Origin of the sequence: Paenibacillus maysiensis (assembly GCF_000520815.1) — a bacterium.
Taxonomy (GTDB): domain Bacteria; phylum Bacillota; class Bacilli; order Paenibacillales; family Paenibacillaceae; genus Paenibacillus; species Paenibacillus maysiensis.
Genome location: NZ_ASRY01000220.1, coordinates 1 through 17,524, shown reverse-complemented (window position 1 = coordinate 17,524; position 17,524 = coordinate 1). Strand labels below are relative to the sequence as shown.

Here is a 17,524-nt window from a genome sequence, read left to right as displayed (position 1 = left end):
GGAGCCAGCCCAGCATCCCGACGAAGCCGCATTGCAGCAATGAACGTCGGGGAGCGTGAAAAAGAATGCCGAAAGCAGCGGTAGCAATAAAGCTTGTGAATAATTGTGCAACCATAAACTTGGATCTCCTCCGAATCACATATACGAAATGATAACCGCAACACCGGCTCCAATACCAAATGACGTCAAGCAAGCGTCAGCCCCCTTGGATATGCCCGAAACGAGGTGTCCGGCCATTAAATCCCGAATGGCATTTGTAATTAATAAGCCTGGTACTAATGGCATAACGGAGCCAATAATGATTTTGTCCATCATCTGGCCCCAGCCTGCAACTGTTAGTAAAGCCGCCAGCAAGCCGATTAGAAAAGATGCCGAAAATTCTGAGAAAAACTTAACCTTAACGAGCCTATGAAAATATTGCACGGCTGCGAAGCCAGCCCCGCCGCAGAGAACGGCTGCGGGGAAATCCCGCCAGACCCCGCCAAACATAATCATAAAGCAGCCACTCGCCAATGCCGAAGCTGCCAGTTGTACGCCGTTGGAATAGCGGTGCGGACCACATTCAATCTTGGTCAGCTCCGTGACCGCTGCGCGGGGTGACAAGCCACCCAGACTTATTTTACGTGAAATCGCGTTAACCTCTACTACCTTATGCAAATCCGTGGTCCGCTCCACAATCCGGATCAGCTTGGCAGGCTCCGCGTCGTTAATAGCAAAAAAAATCCCGGTCGGTGTCACATAGCTATGGGACTGAGGTATGCCGTAGGCTGAGGCAATGCGGGACATCGTGTCTTCGACACGATAGGTTTCGGCTCCATTTTGCATCATGAGCTTGCCAGCCAGTAGACAAACCTCGATGATCTCAGGGGTAGGGTGGGAATGATTATTCATGCTCGCTCTCTCTCATTCGTACCGGGCCGTTAGGCCGTATTATTTGTATATATTGTAGCACAAAAACCGCCTTTTCAGAGGCGGTAGTGTGGGGAATAAGAAGGAATCCGTCAAGATTCCATCGTATCGGGAATAACTGTATAGTAGGACTCTTCCAAATGTGTTGCAGCCTCAGACAAGCCCATGGATCTAAGCTGTCCTGCTACAAAAACACGAAGGGCAGAATGGGTGAACAGATGGCGTGTTTGAGCATCCCGAATAAAGGCCAATCTCGCTTCACGCGAACCGTTGCGGAACAAATCCCGAACCGTTTCACCTTGTTTATCCCAATGAAAGGGCTCTGCCACGCTTAAAAGGGTACTCTTATTAGAGGAACGCTGTTTTGCGACAGAAGGAAAGGTCGGGATGCCCAAGCCGTTCAGTGTAGGGGCAGCTTCGTTTTGCTTGCGCTTGGTTCGCAAACTGTCGATATAGGCAGCCATATCCTGAATCGGTTGGACACCGAAGCGTTCCCGAAAGCACTCCCGCACTAACGCGGTGCGTTCATCTATGGCCTGAGGCGGCCGGTGTCCTGCATGTCCTGTATAATCCTGTCCACTGGCGTAGTATCGCTTTAATGGACTGTTCTCTGTATAAACAACACTTAAAAAATCCTGTAAGTGGCGGGCAACCACCCATACACCCGTCCAGTCAACAGGGGATATGCACACAATGGGGGCCTGCGAAAGATCCTTTTCAAGTCCAAAATCCGTTAAAAAGCCGTAATGTATTCCGTCCACGCCCGCGTGGGCAAAGGGAATCACATCCGGCGGTGTAGCCATATATCGTGGCGCGCGGCTATGCTCCATAATCAATCCCAAATCAAAACCCAGAGAATGCCGGTTCGCTTCAAGCTCCTGTTCAAATTCTATAAGTGCCTCAATCAAAGGTGTAGCTGATCCGTAGGCAGGGTTAGAACCGGAATTCATCGTGTATGCCTCCTTATCCAAGTACATCCGTAAAGCGTTCATCCCTAAAAGGTACGTGATTTTACACGAAATGTAAACCTGTATGCTGAATCTTTTCAAAAATGTGACCTTTTACCTGTGTGCTATGAAATAAGCTGCTTTCGGGCAAAACAGGACGAGATACCTATTTTAGATAAGTACAGAAGTAAAGTGAGTTTGCGAAAAGGAGGGTCTTTTCATTTTATGACTGTCACGGTGAAGTGTGAATGCGGGAGTGGATATAACAACAGATACAAACAGCAAATCAACTATAGATACGAGCTATGGATGGCGAAGGGATAAGATGTAACGTGCAACGCATCAGGTCAGCGGGTATAATATCAGGACAAGGTGAAGATGGACGACATCCAATGATTTTACAGAAAGAAGTGGGGATATGAACTTGCACAAGAAGGCCGTATTTTTTGATGTAGATGATACAATGTACGATCATTTGCACCCTACTCGCGATGCATTGCGTACAGTATTAGGATTGAGTGAACGTTTTCCTTATGAAGAGGCTTATCATCGTATTCGCTATTACAGTGATGTATTGTCGGCAAAAGGAGGACTATTGGAGGGGAAGGCTGGGCCGGATGAGCTGGAGGATATGAGGGAAGGCCGTTTTGTCCTGGCTCTACAGGAATTTGGGATAAATATTACCCGTGAGCAGGCAGTGGATATCCAAAAAGAGTACCTGGATCGCCAATATCGGATTGAGCCTTTCGAGGGAGCTACATCGTTAATGGATGAATTGAGCTCGGCCGGATATCTGGTTGGCTTGATTACGAATGGTCTCGAAGATCACCAGATGAGCAAAATCAGGGCCATGGCGCTGGAAAATCATATTGCGGCAGAGCATATTTTTGTATCCGGAGCGGTTGGCTATGCCAAGCCTGATCCACGTATTTTCGAAGTGGTGAACGAACGGACAGGGACTCTGGCAGAGCATTGCTGCTATATCGGGGATTCCTGGCGCAATGACGTAGCGGGGGCTGTAGCGGCCAACTGGCGGGTCATTTGGTTCAATCACAGGAAGGCTGCCCCGGAGTCTGAGGTAGCGGGAGTCTATGAAACAGCGGCAAGCTATTCAGAGTTGAAAAAATTACTGATGCCGGACGCATCAATTACGGCACATACCATATCTGCCCAGGTGGGGCATACACCATCCTGAATCCATTCCTGAAGAAGGCTCGTAATACAACTTATCCGACATATGTCTAACTTCATTCAAATGGTTCAGAACAGAGAAGGAAGGGATCGCACATGGTTGAACAATGGAGGCAGGCAGACGAAATCATAAGTCAAGTGACTGTTTACAGTACTGAGGATAATGATCCGGTTACGATTAAAACAGTCTCCCAAGACGTCCGTTGTATTGGCATCGGGACGGATGCGGCCGTATTTACGCTCGATACGTTGCCCGGCTACGCGTTCAAGGTATACTCAGACATGGCGATCGAGAAGAAGGATGCGGAGGCCGACGTATACGAGCGTTTGCGGGGATCCAATTTTTTTCCTCATTATTATGGGAAAGGCGATAAGTATATCGTCATTAGTTATGAATCAGGTATTACGCTGCTGGATTGTCTGCTGCAAGGCATTCCGGTGCCGGAGCAAGTCATTCTGGACGTGGAAGAGGCGAGGGAGTTTGTCCGTTCCAAGGGGCTGAATCCCCGTGATATTCACCTCAAGAACGTACTGATGCAAGATGGACGCGCCAAGGTATTGGACGTATCCGAGTACGTGAAGGAGGGCGATGACAAGCGCTGGGAGCATCTGGTGTGGGCGTATCATACGTTTTACTCAGGTATCTCGGAGGTTAAAGTTCCGTCATGGATTCTGGAGACGATTAAAAAATGGTACTACAGGCTGGACAACTCCAGCTTTAATCTGGAGGAGTTCGCCCAACGCGCCAGCCAGTTATTTTCCAAATGGAAGTCATAGCCGCAGAAAATCTTCATCTTCTTATAAAAAAGGATTGCACCCGTATTACGTATTAGGGGAGCAATCCTTTTTGGCACGTTACCAGACATGTCTTACGGAATAAGCAGATTCTCTTTTACCTGAAATCGCGAGGTACTCTTCTGGCGGTTCCGCTCTCAATCGCAGCCTGAATAACTTTTTCACGCACCCGCTGAACGGCATTCTCGTTAAATACGCCGGGGATAATATACAGCTTATTTAATTCTTCGGGACGGATGGTGCTCGCAATGGCTTCTGCTGCCGCCAGCTTCATCTCTTCGTTAATTTCACGGGCGCGACAGTCAAGTGCCGCGCGGAATATGCCGGGAAAGCAAAGCACGTTGTTGATCTGGTTAGGATAGTCTGAACGTCCGGTGGCAATGACGCCTGCAATGTCTTCGATATCCTCAGGGGCAATTTCGGGAACCGGGTTAGCCATGGTGAACACCACCGGAGCCTCGTTCATATGTTTTACGTCTTCCCGTTGGAGCAGTCCGCCAGCCGATAGACCGATAAACACGTCAGCGCCTTTCAGAACCTCGGACAGCGTGCCTGACAGCCGCTCGGGGTTGGTATGCTGGGCGTACCAGTTCCACACCGGATGATCGTAAGTTTCATCGGCTGTAATGGCTCCGTGTCGATCTACACCAATGATGTTAACTGCACCCGCAGACAGCAAAATTTTAGTGCAGGCTACACCCGCAGCTCCAATACCGCAGACGACGATTTTGACATCAGACAGCGCCTTGCCGACGACCTTGAGTGCATTGATCAGCCCTGCGTACAAGACAACAGCGGTGCCATGCTGATCATCATGAAAAACAGGAATATCCAGCTCCTGACGCAGGCGTTGCTCAATCTCAAAGCAGCGAGGTGATGAAATATCCTCCAGATTAATACCGCCGAAAGCTGGAGCGATTTGCTTGATCGCCTTGATAATTTCCTCGGTGTCCTGCGTGTCCAGACAAATCGGAAAAGCATCAACGGACCCGAGCTGCTTGAACAGCATGGCTTTACCTTCCATGACTGGCATAGCCGCATAGGGACCGATATTGCCCAAGCCGAGGACAGCGCTCCCGTCCGAGACGACAGCAACGGTGTTCCGTTTGATTGTCAAACGGAAGGCTTTGTCCGGCTCATCATGAATCGCCATGCACACACGTGCTACATCTGGAGTGTACACCCGGGACAAGTCGTCGCGATTCTGTATCGGAACCTTGGGCTGCATTTCAATTTTACCCCCGAGATGCAGCAGAAAGGTCCGGTCAGAAATGGACAGCACCTTTACGCCTTGCGCTTTTTTAATCCGGGCAATCATTCGGTCGACTTCGGCCGGGTCGGCAATGGTCACTGTAATATCCCGCACGGTGACCTTTTCAGAGGTGCGAATGACGTCAATCGCAATAACATCCCCGCCATGTTCGTTGACCAGCGTAATCAATTGACCAAATTGAATGTGCTCGGTGGAAATTTCCAGTCGTAAAATGATGTTTTTACCGCCAATACCGCCTTGCATGCAAATTCCTCCTTTGTGTTCCATAACAAAATAAGTAGGATCAATTGATTGCGCTTACAATCGAAAGCGTGCCTAAGAGGTGTGATTTAATATTTCAACTAGTGGATTCTTCCCCTATCATAGTGAACAATCTCTCACTTGTACAGATAAAGCTGAATTAAATCTCCCATTTTGCATCAAAAAAAGGACAAAAGCCCGGCTCCATATCAGCTCCAAAGCTATTGTCCTTTTCTAATGGATATCATGTAGTACATCCTGCTGCCTTCATCCCGCTACGTCATATTTTTGCCGTAATAGATTTCGTCCATTTCTATCTTAAGCCGGGCGGTTATGTTTTGCTGCTCGTTCTCGCCCAGACTATCCTTCGTATAGCCGAATAGATAATTGTCCAGATCGAATTGTTTCAGCTTGCATTTGGTGTGGAAAATGTTTTCCTGATATACGTTCACGTCTATCATGTCATACTGGCTACGCACTTCGTCAGGAATATAATTTTGAATGGAGGCGATGTCATGGTCAATAAACAGCTTGTGCCCATTCGAATCACGAGTAAAGCCGCGTACCCGATAATCAATCGTCATAATATCCGTGTCAAAGGAATGGATCAAATAACGGAGTGCCTTGAGTGGAGAGATTTCTCCACAGGTGGAGACGTCAATATCAGCTCGGAACGTGCTGATTCCCTCGTCGGGATGATATTCCGGGTAGGTGTGGACAGTGATATGGCTTTTATCCAACTGCATAACGACAGAATCGGGCAGAGGACCGGGTGATTCAGCGTAAGACTCTGTAGGCACCTCCACGATAGGGCCTTCCGATATAAGCATGGTCACACTGGCTCCTTGAGGAACATAGTCCTGCTGGGCTACGTTGAGCACATGAGCTTCAATGATGTCGGACACATTTTTTAAAATGGCAGTCAGTCGATCCGCGTTGTATTGTTCGTCAATATATTCGATATAGGCTTCGCGTTCTTCCCTTGTTTTGGTATAACAAATATCGTACATGTTGAAACTTAACGATTTGGTCAGATTGTTAAACCCGTGCAGGGTAATTCGCTGTTCCGGTGTCATGGTCATGGGCTATTTCCCCTTATAGTCGCAGTATTCATACATAATGTTCCCATCACGTCTTTTCATATACAATGAATCAACGTTCATGTACGCTCAAGTTCTGCTCATATAGACGAACTTCTACGATTTCGGCCCGTGGGCAACCGTGAGTGGCCTCCACAACCAGACGAAGCTGATCTGTAGCAACGGAGTTCCTGATTTCATGAATCCTTTTTCGCTTTCGATTATTCCGTTCTGTGTGGAGGGTTACCCAGCTTCCATCTGTACATGCCTCGATTCGATGATGACGTACCAATTCGGGCATAACTTCAAAAGGGTCCGGGAACAGGGTCTGATCCTCGATATCGCGCTGATGAACCGTGTAATCACCGATGAACCGGCGATATTCCCTTTTGCCCGGAATCGTCCCGACCCATTCCAGTGACGAGCCGCTGCAACAGCCGCACAGACACCGGCCAATCCCCCTGCTACGGTAATATCGGCGCTAAAGGTTTCCTGTCTCATGCAGTCTCACGCTCCTTTATGATCGATTGAGATCATGTTACCCGAGTGAGCTTCGTTTTGACATGCACGGAAACATCATGCACATATACTTATTTACACGTTCAGCTAATCTTTAGTAACAGGATTTATAATGTGACTAGGCGGATCATGAATAGCACGCTTTGTGGACATTTGGCTCATAGTCAGCAGGACATGGAAAATGAAGGTGGTGAACGCCCGTGTTTGGGGTACACATTCATCAGCATGTATATTGGAAGCGGAAAGAATCTTTTCAGTTGGCGTTTGATACGGACGCGCATTGGATTGCCTATGTAATTGAAGAAGGAAAGTTTGCTTATACTATCAAGGAACACCGTGGGGAGGCGAATGCCGGGTCCTTGATTCTTTGTCCGCCCGAAGAGGTATTCCACCGTAAAATCCTAACGCCGCTGAGCTTCCACTTTTTTCGTTTTTCATTCCCAGAAGCCAGTAGCATTGGCGCATCAATCCATGCTGTTTTGGATAAAGAAGATGAGAATCGCTTTCTATCGAATTGCCGTTATTTATGTGCGAACGCGCTGGATGATAGCAGCCATGCCCGAACATGGAAAAATCATCTGCTGGAGGATTTGCTTTTTTTGTTTTGGAGCAGAGCCAGCAGAGGGGGCACGGAGGAACGTACGAATCGGGTGAATGACCCGTTGATCCAACGTGCGCTTCACTATTTTCAGGAGCATGCATGTGAGCCATTGTCCATCAAAGTAACGGCTGCTTGTTTGGGACTAAGTCCGGTGCAATTCACGAGGCGCTTTCAGGCGGCGGTGGGCTTGACACCCATCCGGTATGTGACCTCGCTGCGTCTGGAAAAGGCCCAGACTTTATTGCTGGAGACAGAATATACGCTCGAAGATATTGCGGAAAAATGCGGATACCTGAACGGATTTTATTTTAGTCGGGTATTTTCCGCCAGAAAACACATTTCACCTTCACAATACCGCAAACTTAACCGAATATGATTATAGACTTGCAAGGATAGTGACTTTGGGCATTGCGTAAAATGAAAATAGAAACTTCAGCTAAAACCAAGCGTATAATAAAATAAACGTAAGAAGCTGAGAATTATGAAGTTAAAATGAATTTGATAGCAAAAAGGATTTCACAATCCCATCCCATGTTACACTGAAAGTAAAACGGTGAAAGGAGTTTCAAGATGCTGGCTTTGTCCGATCCGGCCTGGGCTTTGCTCCAAGGCCCCTATGGTTCCTCTCAATACGTCCCGGAAATGTTGAAGCAGCTCCAAGCCGGATATGACGGCGAAATGGCTGACACCTTGTATTGGGAGGAACTGTATCACCAAAATACGTTATATACTTGTACCTTCGCGGCTGTACCGTACCTCGTAGATATTGCGTTAAACAGCTCTGATATAAGTATTCGAGCGGATATTTATAATATTTGCGGAATATTCGAAGCGAAAAATGTTAATCCCTTACATACAAAAGTTCCGTTGGAATTTGCAAGGGATCAGGTAGAACTGGATGCAGATCTGGCTGAGTATATATATGAACAATACCAGCAAGCCATTGTCCGGCTTACAGAATTGACTGAGGAAATGGTGCTGTATGCCAAGAATCACGAAGGAAATGTCGGCAAGCGTTATGTTTTGGCTGCGGCGGCTGCCTTTCAGGGTTATCGGGGCGTAGCTTTTATGTTGCAAAGCTTTGATACTGGGGACGAATATACGCTGGATTGTCCGCATTGCGGAACTCCGCTCTATATTTGGCCTGTTGAACAGAGTGATGTCCTGGTGGCTTACGATAAAGATCCGGTAAATTCAAACAGTCTGGTTCCCTATTCGATCCAATCCGGCTCATTGGACCATAAAGGCTCGAATCTACAGTGGCTATACCAATATGCCCAAAAAATTGAGGAAAACAACCTTTTAGCGCATTTACCCTACTTAAACGGTTGGCTGAATTGTCCTGTTTGCAATACACCCATTTCCATTTGGGACGAGCTGATGAAAACGGCTAATGGTGTCCGAAAGCATACCGCTTAATGAATAAAAAAGGGAGCTGTATCATACAGCCCCCTGATTCCCCGTAGATTTTTCCACTCCAATTATTCCTGCTTGTTTTACGTAAGTCTACTCTCGAAACGGATTTAAAAAGGTTTTAGGAATGTCAGATTCAAACCGCAGCAATACTCCAGTGACGGGATGAATAAACGACAGTACCCGAGCATGCAGGCCGAGGCGGCCGATAGATTTGGCTTTGGAGCCGTATTTTTTATCTCCGACAATCGGATGGCCGATATCCTCCATATGAACGCGGATCTGATTCTTACGTCCGGTTTCCAAACGTACTTCCAGCAAGGAAAAATGCCGATTGGCCTGTAGCAGCTTGTAATGAGTAACGGCGTGCTGTCCGTCATTCGGATATGGGCTGGAGTACATTTTCAGCGTCTTGCTTTCCTTCAGCCATGAGGTGATGGTGCCCGCAGCTTTTTTAACCTGTCCTTCTACAAGAGCGATGTACGTTCGTTCATACACAACTTCCTTCCACGCTTGTTGCATTTCCTGCTGTATGGCTTCGCTTTTCGCAAACATCATGACTCCAGATGTATCACGATCCAGACGATGCAGCACAAAAATACGATTGTATGGATGTTCACGTCGCACATGTGCCGTAAGCTGACGGTATGCCGTTACTTCCTGTTCCTGCGCAGAGGCGACGGACAGCAGCCCGGCATCCTTGTGAATGACAATAATGGCCTCATCCTCATGCAAAATACGCAGCCCGGTCAGCGGCACCACGGGAGTGATCTTTTCCTTGGAGAGGACCACCGTGTGACCTTGCTCCAGCGGAAAATTGAACACGGTACGAGGAATGCCGTTCACGGACACCTGTCCACGAGCCAGCGCTGATTTAATGGAATTGCGGCCCATGCCAGACACATGCTCTACCAAAAAGTTCAACAGCTCGGCAGGCTCCTGTACGATGTATGTTTTTGCAATGTTTTTTTCCGGTTTACCGTGCTCCCGGGCAGCATTTTTATCAAAAACCCCCGTTTTGCCCCGTGCTTCGGGTCTATGTGAGCCGGATTTTCCGGCGGGTTTGTGGCTGCGCTTGGCGTTGCCTGTGTTTGGCGTGGATTTTGTATGATTTTTTCGATTGGGTTTACGATTGTTCATGGGTTCTTTCTCCTTCTTGGTACCGTGTCTCATCATAGTAATGGACAAACTTGCGGCACCGTGTTCACTATATCATGAGAAAACAGCGAACGCCATGGTAGAAGGGTTCGATAAGAATTTCATTATACATTATACCTATGGACTTCCAGCGGTTGAACATTGCCCTGAACCCCGGTAAACTAAAGGTAACGAAAGATAAGCCGATATGCGTCGAGGACGCCAGAAATATGAGGAGTTTTGAAACTATGAGTGTACAAGCACCAACATTGGAACGGGCGCAGGATCTACTGCAAAAATTTTATGGCTATCCCGATTTCCGGGAAGGCCAGAAGAAAATTGTCGCCAGTATGCTGGAGGGCAACGATACGCTGGGCATTATGCCGACAGGCGGCGGGAAATCCATATGCTACCAGATTCCTGCGCTGCTGCATGATGGGCTGACGATTGTTGTATCACCGCTGATCTCGCTGATGAAGGATCAGGTGGATGCGCTGACCACGATGGGAATTGCGGCTGCCTATATCAATAGTACGCTGAGTGGCCGGGAAGTGAACGAGCGCATACGTGCCGCACGGAATGGAGATTTGAAGCTGCTATATGTTGCACCGGAGCGGCTGGAGCTGGACTGGTTTCGCGATGAGATGGCGCAGCTGCCGATTTCCTGCGTGGCGGTCGATGAGGCGCACTGTGTATCCCAGTGGGGGCATGATTTCCGTACTAGTTATCTGGCGGTGGCTCCGTTCGTGGACGCGCTATACGAGCGCCCGATTGTAGCGGCATTTACAGCAACGGCGACACCGCAGGTCATGGACGACATCGTGCGGCTGCTTCGCCTGCGTGAGCCGGAGACATTCGTCACGGGCCTGGGACGGCCAAATTTGGCGTTCAGTGTGCTGCGTGGGGAGGACAAGCGTAGCTTTCTGCTGAATTATGCGCGTGAGCATGACGGAGAATCGGGCATAATTTATGCAGCAACACGTAAGGACGTGGACGATCTGTACCAACGGCTGCGGGATGCGGGAATGGCGGCTGGGCGCTATCATGCCGGGATGACCGATCAGGAACGGGCAGACAGCCAGGAGGGGTTCCTGTACGACGATATCCGTGTCATTGTGGCGACTAACGCCTTCGGCATGGGAATCGACAAATCGAACGTGCGCTACGTCATTCACTACAATATGCCTAAAAATATGGAGGCTTACGTGCAAGAGGCGGGACGCGCAGGACGTGACGGCGATCCGAGTCAATGTATTTTGCTGTTCGGACCGCAGGATATTGTGACCCAGAAATTCCTGATCGAGCAAAATCCGCAGGATGAGGACCGCAAGCGCAACGACTACCGCAAGCTCCAGCAGATGGTTGATTATTGTTACACGACTCGCTGCTTGCGTACGGCGCAGCTTGAGTATTTCGGCGAGGCAGAGCAGCATGAAGCTTGCGGCATATGCAGTTCATGTACGGATGAACGGGAACTGGTGGACATGACCATTGATGCGCAAAAGATTTTTTCGTGTATTCATCGCATGCGGGAACGTTTTGGTGTTTCGATGGTAGCCTCGGTATTGAAAGGCTCGCGTAACAAAAAAGTGCTACAGTATGGCTTTGACAGCCTGCCAACCTATGGTGTAATGGGCAATCGGACGGAAAAAGAAATTTCTGAAATTATTAATGTCCTCGTATCGGAAGGTTATCTGCTGCTGTCTGAGGGACAATATCCGGTTGTGCGCTTGCAGCAGCCTGCTGCTGAAGTGCTGAAGGGTCAGCGCGAGGTCATGCAGCGTGTGGTGCGACATGCCACAGCTTTTGCAGGTGGGGCAGGCTCACGTGGACGACAGGGACGCGATGCGTACCCAGCGGCAGTCAACGAAACGGTGTTCGAGCAACTGCGCCTGATCCGCCGCGATTTGGCCGCGCAGGAGCATGTGCCGTCCTATATCATTTTTAACGACGCCACGCTGCGTGAGATGAGTGTAGCGAACCCGCAATCCGAGGCGGATATGCTACGAATCAAGGGTGTCGGCGAAGTGAAGTTCCGCAAGTACGGCAAGCTATTCCTTGATTTTTTTCAAAATCAGGGGAATGCCGGTGGAACGGTGAGTGAAGATGAGATTTATGCGGACGATGTGTATGAGGATTTTGAATAGATATACTAAAAGATATGAGGCGTCATGCAAACTATAAAAGGTTGTGACCTATGAAAGTCATTTTATCAACGTTAAACGCAAAATATATTCATACCTCGCTGGCGATCCGGTGTCTCAAAGCCTACAGTGAAAAGGACTTTGACATTGAGCTGGCGGAGTATACGATCAAGGACCCTGTGATGAACATCGTATCCGACCTGTTTCAGCGGGGAGCAGATGTCATTGGATTTTCCTGCTATATCTGGAACATTGAAGAGACGATTAAAGTGATTGATGTATTGAAAAAGATTATGCCAGAGGTCAAAATCATTCTCGGTGGCCCGGAAGTCTCTTACGATACCGATTACTGGATGAAGCGCCTGCCGAATGTGGATTTTATCGTCGTCGGTGAGGGGGAGGAAACCTTTCATCAACTGCTTCAGGAGATTGAGGGAACGCAAAAGTACCATTTTGTATACGGACTGGCCTACCGCAAGGGAGAAGAGGTCATTCAGATGCCGGGCCGTCCAAAGGCGGACTTGAACGAGCTGCCGTCACCGTACCGCTTTGCAGAGGATATACCGGAATTAGGCAAACGGGTTGTTTATTTTGAAACCAGTCGGGGTTGCCCGTTCAGTTGCCAGTTCTGTCTGTCCAGTATTGAGGTAGGGGTACGTTATTACGATATTGAGCGTACGAAGTCGGATATTCTGTATCTGATCGACAACGGAGCCAACCTGATCAAGTTCGTCGATCGGACCTTTAACATTAAACGCGATTATGCGCTGGAAATGTTCAAGTTTCTCATTGAAAACCATCGCGGATGTGTCTTCCAGTTTGAGATTACGGCAGATATTATGCGCCCCGAGGTGTTGGATTATTTGGCGGAAAACGCGCCGCCGGGCGTATTTCGCTTTGAAATCGGCGTCCAGTCGACGAATGATCCGACCAATGAGCTGGTCAAGCGTCGCCAGAACTTTGCCAAGCTTTCCCGTACCGTTACGAAGGTCAAGCAAAGCGGCAAGATCGACCAGCATCTCGATTTAATCGCCGGCCTGCCTTTGGAGGATTATAACACATTCCGTAAAACGTTTAATGACGTTTTTGCGCTCGGCCCGGAAGAGCTTCAGCTTGGCTTCCTCAAAATGCTGCGCGGCACGGGACTGCGTATCGACGCAGACAAGTACAACTATACGTACATGGATGTTGCGCCTTATGAAATGCTGAGCAATGACGTCCTTTCCTTTGCCGATATCGTTCGGCTCAAACGTTTGGAAGATGTGCTGGAGAAATACTGGAACTCTCATCGTATGGATCATACGGTGAACTATCTGATCGAGCGCGAATTTGCGTCCGCCTTCGATTTCTTTCAGGAGTTCGGAGACTATTGGGAGGGACAAGGCTGGCAAAAAATCGGCCACCAGCTCGAAGACCTGTTCACGCGTCTCCAGTCCTTTCTTGAATCACGCGGAACGAAGCGAATGGATATGGTGCTTGGGCTGATGAAGCTCGACTATTTCCTGAACCATAAATACAAGCCGCGTAAAATCTGGTGGGAACACGCCTTGGAGAAGGACGATTGGTCCAGCTATATGAAAATGGCTCTCCAGCACCCGGATGCGCTGTTGTCACCTGTGGTGGCAGACTTTGTGGCAGATGCAACGCAAACTGCTGCACCTACTTCTCATGCTACAGATGGCCATTCCGTTTCGGACAGTCCGCAGCCGCAGCCATACCGCGAGGTGATTCCGTCTTTCGCTTCCTTGAAGCTGGGTGAAAAGGAACTGCAAAAGCACGCCGTTCTGGATATTCTGCCGTTCCGGCTGGATCATATTCTGAGTGGCGGCAGCCCTTTGACCGCCGAAGGCCGCACGCTGCTACTCGTAGTTTATCAGCAAAACGAACAGCAAAAACCACTGTACTACATCATGCCGATTGGCAAGGAAATTGCTGCGATTTAAGAGGAATAGGTACAAATGACATCTAAACATCAGAAGGCATCGACCTTGACAACACAAGAGTCGGTGCCTTCTTTTGACGAATGAAAAGAGTGATCAGGTTGGGCTATATCATGGATTTAAGAAAAGTTGTAGGTACCAGACCCTTAATCATGGCAGGCGCTTGTGTGCTATTGCTTAATAATAACCAATTATTGCTGGGACTTAGAACAGATAATGGATTATGGGGATTGCCAGGCGGGTCATTGGAACCGGGAGAATCTATGGAAGAGGTCGCGGTAAGAGAATTAGCCGAGGAAACAGGACTGAAGGAAAGGAAGATCGAAATGAAGTCAAGGAATTAAGATTTTTTGATCTCGATCATCTTCCTGATGAAATTAGTCCCCCGGATATCCCGGTTATTCAACGGTTTTTACAAGAATATTGAAATTATTATGAGATGATCCTATAAGATTTTGACCCGGTCCTGGATAGAAGCGAAGCTATCTGAGACCGGGTTTTGTTTTTTACATCTATGTGATCTTTTGCTTGATGACGCTTTACAATTCAAATATATGATTATTTCATCATATATTAATATTAAATCTACTGGAGTGTGACCTTGTGAAGAAGCGTTCAATGAAAAAGAGTATTCTTGCTTTAGGCGCTATTACGGTTTTGGGTGCGCCATTGTTATCTTCTGACATCCCTACCACTTTTGCAGCCTCATCTAATACGAAGTCCACCTCAGTAAAAGTCGGTGCTCCTAAAAATGTCATTCTCTTTATAGGCGATGGCATGGGAGAAGCAAGCCGCAATGCGGTTCGTCTTGCAACAGTCGGGAAGTCGGGATTGCTTGAAATGGATAACATGCCTGTAACGGGGCTGGTTAGCACAAGCTCAGGGGACAACCTGGTTACAGATTCCGCCGCCGCCGCAACTGCAATTGCAACAGGTGTAAAAACATATAACGGCGCTATCGGAATGGATCTGAATAAAAAGCCCGTCACAACGATCATGGAGCTGGCCAAAAAAGCAGGCATGTCCACAGGTGTCGTGACGACAAGCCAAGTGACAGACGCAACTGGGGCAGCCTTTGGTGCGCATGTCGAAAAGCGCTCTGCGCAAAGCGAAATTGCTAAGCAGTATCTGGAAAATAGCAAGCTGGATGTTATTCTGGGTGGCGGTGAGGATTTCTGGTATCCTGCGGGTACAGCAGGTAAACGCCCAGATGCGCCGGCAGAAGATCCTGAGGAAGCTAGTAAGGGAACTCAAGGAAATTTAGTGGAGCAGGCCAAGAAATTGGGCTATAGCTATGTGACAGATCAGGCGGAAATGAAAGCAGCCAAAGGCTCTAAACTGCTCGGGTTGTTCGCCAATGAAGAGATGTTCCAAGCTCATAATAAGCTGGGTAACTCTTATAACCCAACCGTTTCTTTACCTGATATGACGACGAAAGCGATTGATGTTCTTTCCAAAAACCAAAAAGGCTTTTTCCTAATGGTAGAGGAAGAAGGAACGGATGAGATGGCGCATGACAATGAAGGCGCATTAACGATCAAGGCTGGGCAGCAGCTCGACAAGGCCGTTAAAGTAGCCAAGGATTATGCCAAAGCACATCCAGATACATTAGTTTTGGTGACGGCTGACCATGAAACAGGCGGTTTGGCGATTGAAGGCGAGGATGCGGAGGACGAATCTGGCGAAGGCATCTCCAAAGAGGACGGTCCTTTTACCGTAAAAGGCTCTGGTGAAAAGTTCTATATTGACTGGACCACGGCTGGACATACATCAGTTGATGTGGCGTTAACCGCGATGGGACCCGGCGCCTCTCAATTTAGCGGAAATTACCCGAATACTGCAATTCATGACAAGCTGGTTAAGCTGCTTAAATTGAAAAAATAACTTGGGATGAAATGCTGTCATCTGATATATGAATAGAGAATGTTAGGTGGGCAATCTTACATTTGGGTGCCTGAATAAAGGATTTTCCATATTGGCAATATGGTTTTTCCTGTGATAAACTATAGCCAATAGGTATATACTAAAAAAGAGTAAGGATGCTTCCAACATCCTCACTCTTTGACAACAGCCGCTTATAAGGGCGGTGGCTGTGTTAACAAAGGCGCTGAAGTAGACCGTTTACCTTTGCTGAGGGCGGTCTACTTCTTTTTGTTGAAGGAAATAATCAAGATCACCAACGTTGCAAACTGAATCATCAACATCAGCGTATCTTTAACCTCCACAGGCATCACCTCCTTTGCAGGAGACTAGCCGACCGCCCATCTAAGCCATTCTGTTGTTAGTTTATAGTATATCATATGGATAGTCTTGCTAAAAAGGACAAAAATGAAAACGTCTGTTTCTAGGTGTTTGTTTTCTGTTTGAGATAAATAGGTTTAGATTGTAATTATTAGTCGGTATAAGATACGCGCAATTCATCTAAAAATTGTATGGCGTCTTTAAACCCTTGTAAATATATTTGGTTCTCCAAAATAGATTGAAGAGAGATTTGAGCATCTTCATATAAGAATAGTGTGTGTTCGAGATGTTCAGGAACGGATTCACGAATTTGCTGGAAGTATTGGTTACATTCCATAGAAAATTGATTGTATTCTGGTGTGTTTTTGGAAAGCATGCTATACAATTTTTCTAATCGGTTTCTGATGATGGGTTCAATTAATATCTCTAAAGAATTAGACATGACTTGCAAACCTCCGGGATGAAAAATATTTTTAACACGCTATTAAAAATTATCATGTAAATTTGTATCATTACATAGCGATCTGGTATACCGAAAGGTGACATCATAGTGACATCAAATCAATAGGGAAATATCGAACATTTTGTGAACATTCTTAGATAGACTTAAAAAAAGGGAAAATTATTCCCTTTAAACAGATTTTTGTCAGAAAAGCTACCATTGAAAACCTTGATAAAATCGCAGAATTGTTTGATCAATACCGAATATTTTATAAACTGGAATCGGATACCGAGGGAGCGCGAGCGTTTTGTCGCAATGGAATCTGTCATCTTTATCATAAAGGATGCAGAAGAAGATAAATTGATTGGATTCACACAATTATATCCTTCGTTTTCTTCTATTTCGATGAAAAGATCGTGGATATTGAATGATTTATTTGTAGATGAAGATTACCGAAAACAAGGAATTGCTCAACTATTATTGGACGCAGCTCAACAACATGGCCAACTAATAGGAGCCAAAGGGATTGGATTAACGACAGGAAAGAATAATGTTACAGCACAAAGAGTGTATGAAAGAAATCAATATATCAAGGACGAGGAATTTTACCATTATGATCTGACTCTATAGCTGAATTGAAAAAATGTACATAG

Annotated in this window: 15 protein-coding genes and 3 pseudogenes; 9 read left to right on the top strand and 9 right to left on the bottom strand. The window is 47.2% G+C overall.

The window, feature by feature from the left end; all coding sequences use genetic code 11:
• The 3 genes from L696_RS29645 to L696_RS0116305 form a co-directional block, all read right to left on the bottom strand.
• The coding region (locus L696_RS29645; protein ID WP_162472183.1) for a threonine/serine exporter family protein at positions 1 to 115 on the bottom strand (115 nt) is incomplete at its 3' end.
• 20 nt (positions 116 to 135) lie between these two features.
• The gene (locus tag L696_RS0116310) at positions 136 to 891 is read right to left on the bottom strand and encodes a threonine/serine exporter family protein (RefSeq protein ID WP_025684604.1); all 756 of its coding nucleotides are present in this window, start codon (positions 889 to 891) and stop codon (positions 136 to 138) included.
• 110 nt (positions 892 to 1,001) lie between these two features.
• Positions 1,002 to 1,859: a hypothetical protein gene (locus tag L696_RS0116305; RefSeq protein ID WP_025684603.1), complete on the bottom strand. Its 858-nt coding sequence runs from the start codon at positions 1,857 to 1,859 to the stop codon at positions 1,002 to 1,004.
• A 415-nt stretch (positions 1,860 to 2,274) separates the two neighbouring features.
• Between L696_RS0116305 and L696_RS0116300 the strand changes: the two genes are divergently transcribed.
• A complete protein-coding gene (locus L696_RS0116300; RefSeq protein ID WP_025684602.1) occupies positions 2,275 to 3,051 on the top strand; it encodes an HAD family hydrolase in 777 nt (258 codons plus the stop codon).
• A gap of 92 nt (positions 3,052 to 3,143) precedes the next feature.
• Positions 3,144 to 3,824 carry a protein kinase family protein gene (locus tag L696_RS0116295; RefSeq protein ID WP_025684601.1) on the top strand — a complete coding sequence of 227 codons (681 nt, stop codon included), beginning with the start codon at positions 3,144 to 3,146 and terminating at the stop codon, positions 3,822 to 3,824.
• A gap of 115 nt (positions 3,825 to 3,939) precedes the next feature.
• On the opposite strand, the gene L696_RS0116290 is transcribed toward L696_RS0116295, so the two are convergent.
• The 3 genes and pseudogenes from L696_RS0116290 to L696_RS32765 form a co-directional block, all read right to left on the bottom strand.
• Positions 3,940 to 5,358 carry an NAD-dependent malic enzyme gene (locus L696_RS0116290; protein ID WP_025684600.1) on the bottom strand — a complete coding sequence of 473 codons (1,419 nt, stop codon included), beginning with the start codon at positions 5,356 to 5,358 and terminating at the stop codon, positions 3,940 to 3,942.
• Positions 5,359 to 5,630: 272 nt separating this feature from the next.
• Entirely contained in the window at positions 5,631 to 6,437 is an 807-nt protein-coding gene (gene speD / locus L696_RS0116285) for an adenosylmethionine decarboxylase (RefSeq protein WP_025684599.1), read from the bottom strand.
• A 310-nt stretch (positions 6,438 to 6,747) separates the two neighbouring features.
• Positions 6,748 to 6,855, bottom strand: a pseudogene (locus L696_RS32765) (FAD-dependent oxidoreductase); the annotation flags it as partial.
• A 298-nt stretch (positions 6,856 to 7,153) separates the two neighbouring features.
• Between L696_RS32765 and L696_RS0116275 the strand changes: the two are divergent.
• Entirely contained in the window at positions 7,154 to 7,930 is a 777-nt protein-coding gene (locus L696_RS0116275) for an AraC family transcriptional regulator (RefSeq protein WP_025684597.1), read from the top strand.
• A 194-nt stretch (positions 7,931 to 8,124) separates the two neighbouring features.
• A complete protein-coding gene (locus L696_RS0116270; protein ID WP_025684596.1) occupies positions 8,125 to 8,973 on the top strand; it encodes a hypothetical protein in 849 nt (282 codons plus the stop codon).
• A gap of 87 nt (positions 8,974 to 9,060) precedes the next feature.
• On the opposite strand, the gene L696_RS0116265 is transcribed toward L696_RS0116270, so the two are convergent.
• Positions 9,061 to 10,107 carry an RluA family pseudouridine synthase gene (locus L696_RS0116265; protein ID WP_025684595.1) on the bottom strand — a complete coding sequence of 349 codons (1,047 nt, stop codon included), beginning with the start codon at positions 10,105 to 10,107 and terminating at the stop codon, positions 9,061 to 9,063.
• 245 nt (positions 10,108 to 10,352) lie between these two features.
• Here L696_RS0116265 and recQ point away from each other — a divergent pair, with 245 nt between their 5' ends.
• From recQ to L696_RS0116245, 4 genes and pseudogenes are all read left to right on the top strand, one after another.
• Complete coding sequence (gene recQ, locus L696_RS0116260) at positions 10,353 to 12,251, top strand: DNA helicase RecQ (protein ID WP_025684594.1); 1,899 nt, start codon at positions 10,353 to 10,355, stop codon at positions 12,249 to 12,251.
• Positions 12,252 to 12,301: 50 nt separating this feature from the next.
• Entirely contained in the window at positions 12,302 to 14,191 is a 1,890-nt protein-coding gene (locus L696_RS0116255; protein ID WP_025684593.1) for a B12-binding domain-containing radical SAM protein, read from the top strand.
• Positions 14,192 to 14,289: 98 nt separating this feature from the next.
• Positions 14,290 to 14,615, top strand: a pseudogene (locus L696_RS0116250) (NUDIX domain-containing protein).
• Between the two features lie 176 nt (positions 14,616 to 14,791).
• Positions 14,792 to 16,072, top strand: coding sequence for an alkaline phosphatase (locus L696_RS0116245; protein WP_025684592.1), 1,281 nt, complete (start codon positions 14,792 to 14,794; stop codon positions 16,070 to 16,072).
• Positions 16,073 to 16,329: 257 nt separating this feature from the next.
• Here L696_RS0116245 and L696_RS32760 read toward each other — a convergent pair whose 3' ends face one another.
• Together L696_RS32760 and L696_RS0116235 are read right to left on the bottom strand one after the other, a co-directional pair.
• Positions 16,330 to 16,419: a putative holin-like toxin gene (locus L696_RS32760; protein ID WP_007429455.1), complete on the bottom strand. Its 90-nt coding sequence runs from the start codon at positions 16,417 to 16,419 to the stop codon at positions 16,330 to 16,332.
• 161 nt (positions 16,420 to 16,580) lie between these two features.
• Positions 16,581 to 16,871 (bottom strand): hypothetical protein, encoded by a 291-nt coding sequence (locus L696_RS0116235; protein ID WP_025684591.1) that lies wholly within the window; start codon positions 16,869 to 16,871, stop codon positions 16,581 to 16,583.
• Between the two features lie 197 nt (positions 16,872 to 17,068).
• Between L696_RS0116235 and L696_RS0116230 the strand changes: the two are divergent.
• Positions 17,069 to 17,501: pseudogene (locus L696_RS0116230) on the top strand (GNAT family N-acetyltransferase).
• Positions 17,502 to 17,524 lie beyond the last annotated feature (23 nt).

Coding starts and splice junctions, on each gene's coding strand:
- L696_RS0116310 (WP_025684604.1), bottom strand. CDS start 891: ATGAATAATCATTCCCACCCTACCCCTGAGATCATCGAGGTTTGTCTA.
- L696_RS0116305 (WP_025684603.1), bottom strand. CDS start 1,859: ATGAATTCCGGTTCTAACCCTGCCTACGGATCAGCTACACCTTTGATT.
- L696_RS0116300 (WP_025684602.1), top strand. CDS start 2,275: ATGAACTTGCACAAGAAGGCCGTATTTTTTGATGTAGATGATACAATG.
- L696_RS0116295 (WP_025684601.1), top strand. CDS start 3,144: ATGGTTGAACAATGGAGGCAGGCAGACGAAATCATAAGTCAAGTGACT.
- L696_RS0116290 (WP_025684600.1), bottom strand. CDS start 5,358: ATGCAAGGCGGTATTGGCGGTAAAAACATCATTTTACGACTGGAAATT.
- speD (WP_025684599.1), bottom strand. CDS start 6,437: ATGACCATGACACCGGAACAGCGAATTACCCTGCACGGGTTTAACAAT.
- L696_RS0116270 (WP_025684596.1), top strand. CDS start 8,125: ATGCTGGCTTTGTCCGATCCGGCCTGGGCTTTGCTCCAAGGCCCCTAT.
- L696_RS0116265 (WP_025684595.1), bottom strand. CDS start 10,107: ATGAACAATCGTAAACCCAATCGAAAAAATCATACAAAATCCACGCCA.
- recQ (WP_025684594.1), top strand. CDS start 10,353: ATGAGTGTACAAGCACCAACATTGGAACGGGCGCAGGATCTACTGCAA.
- L696_RS0116255 (WP_025684593.1), top strand. CDS start 12,302: ATGAAAGTCATTTTATCAACGTTAAACGCAAAATATATTCATACCTCG.
- L696_RS32760 (WP_007429455.1), bottom strand. CDS start 16,419: ATGCCTGTGGAGGTTAAAGATACGCTGATGTTGATGATTCAGTTTGCA.
- L696_RS0116235 (WP_025684591.1), bottom strand. CDS start 16,871: ATGTCTAATTCTTTAGAGATATTAATTGAACCCATCATCAGAAACCGA.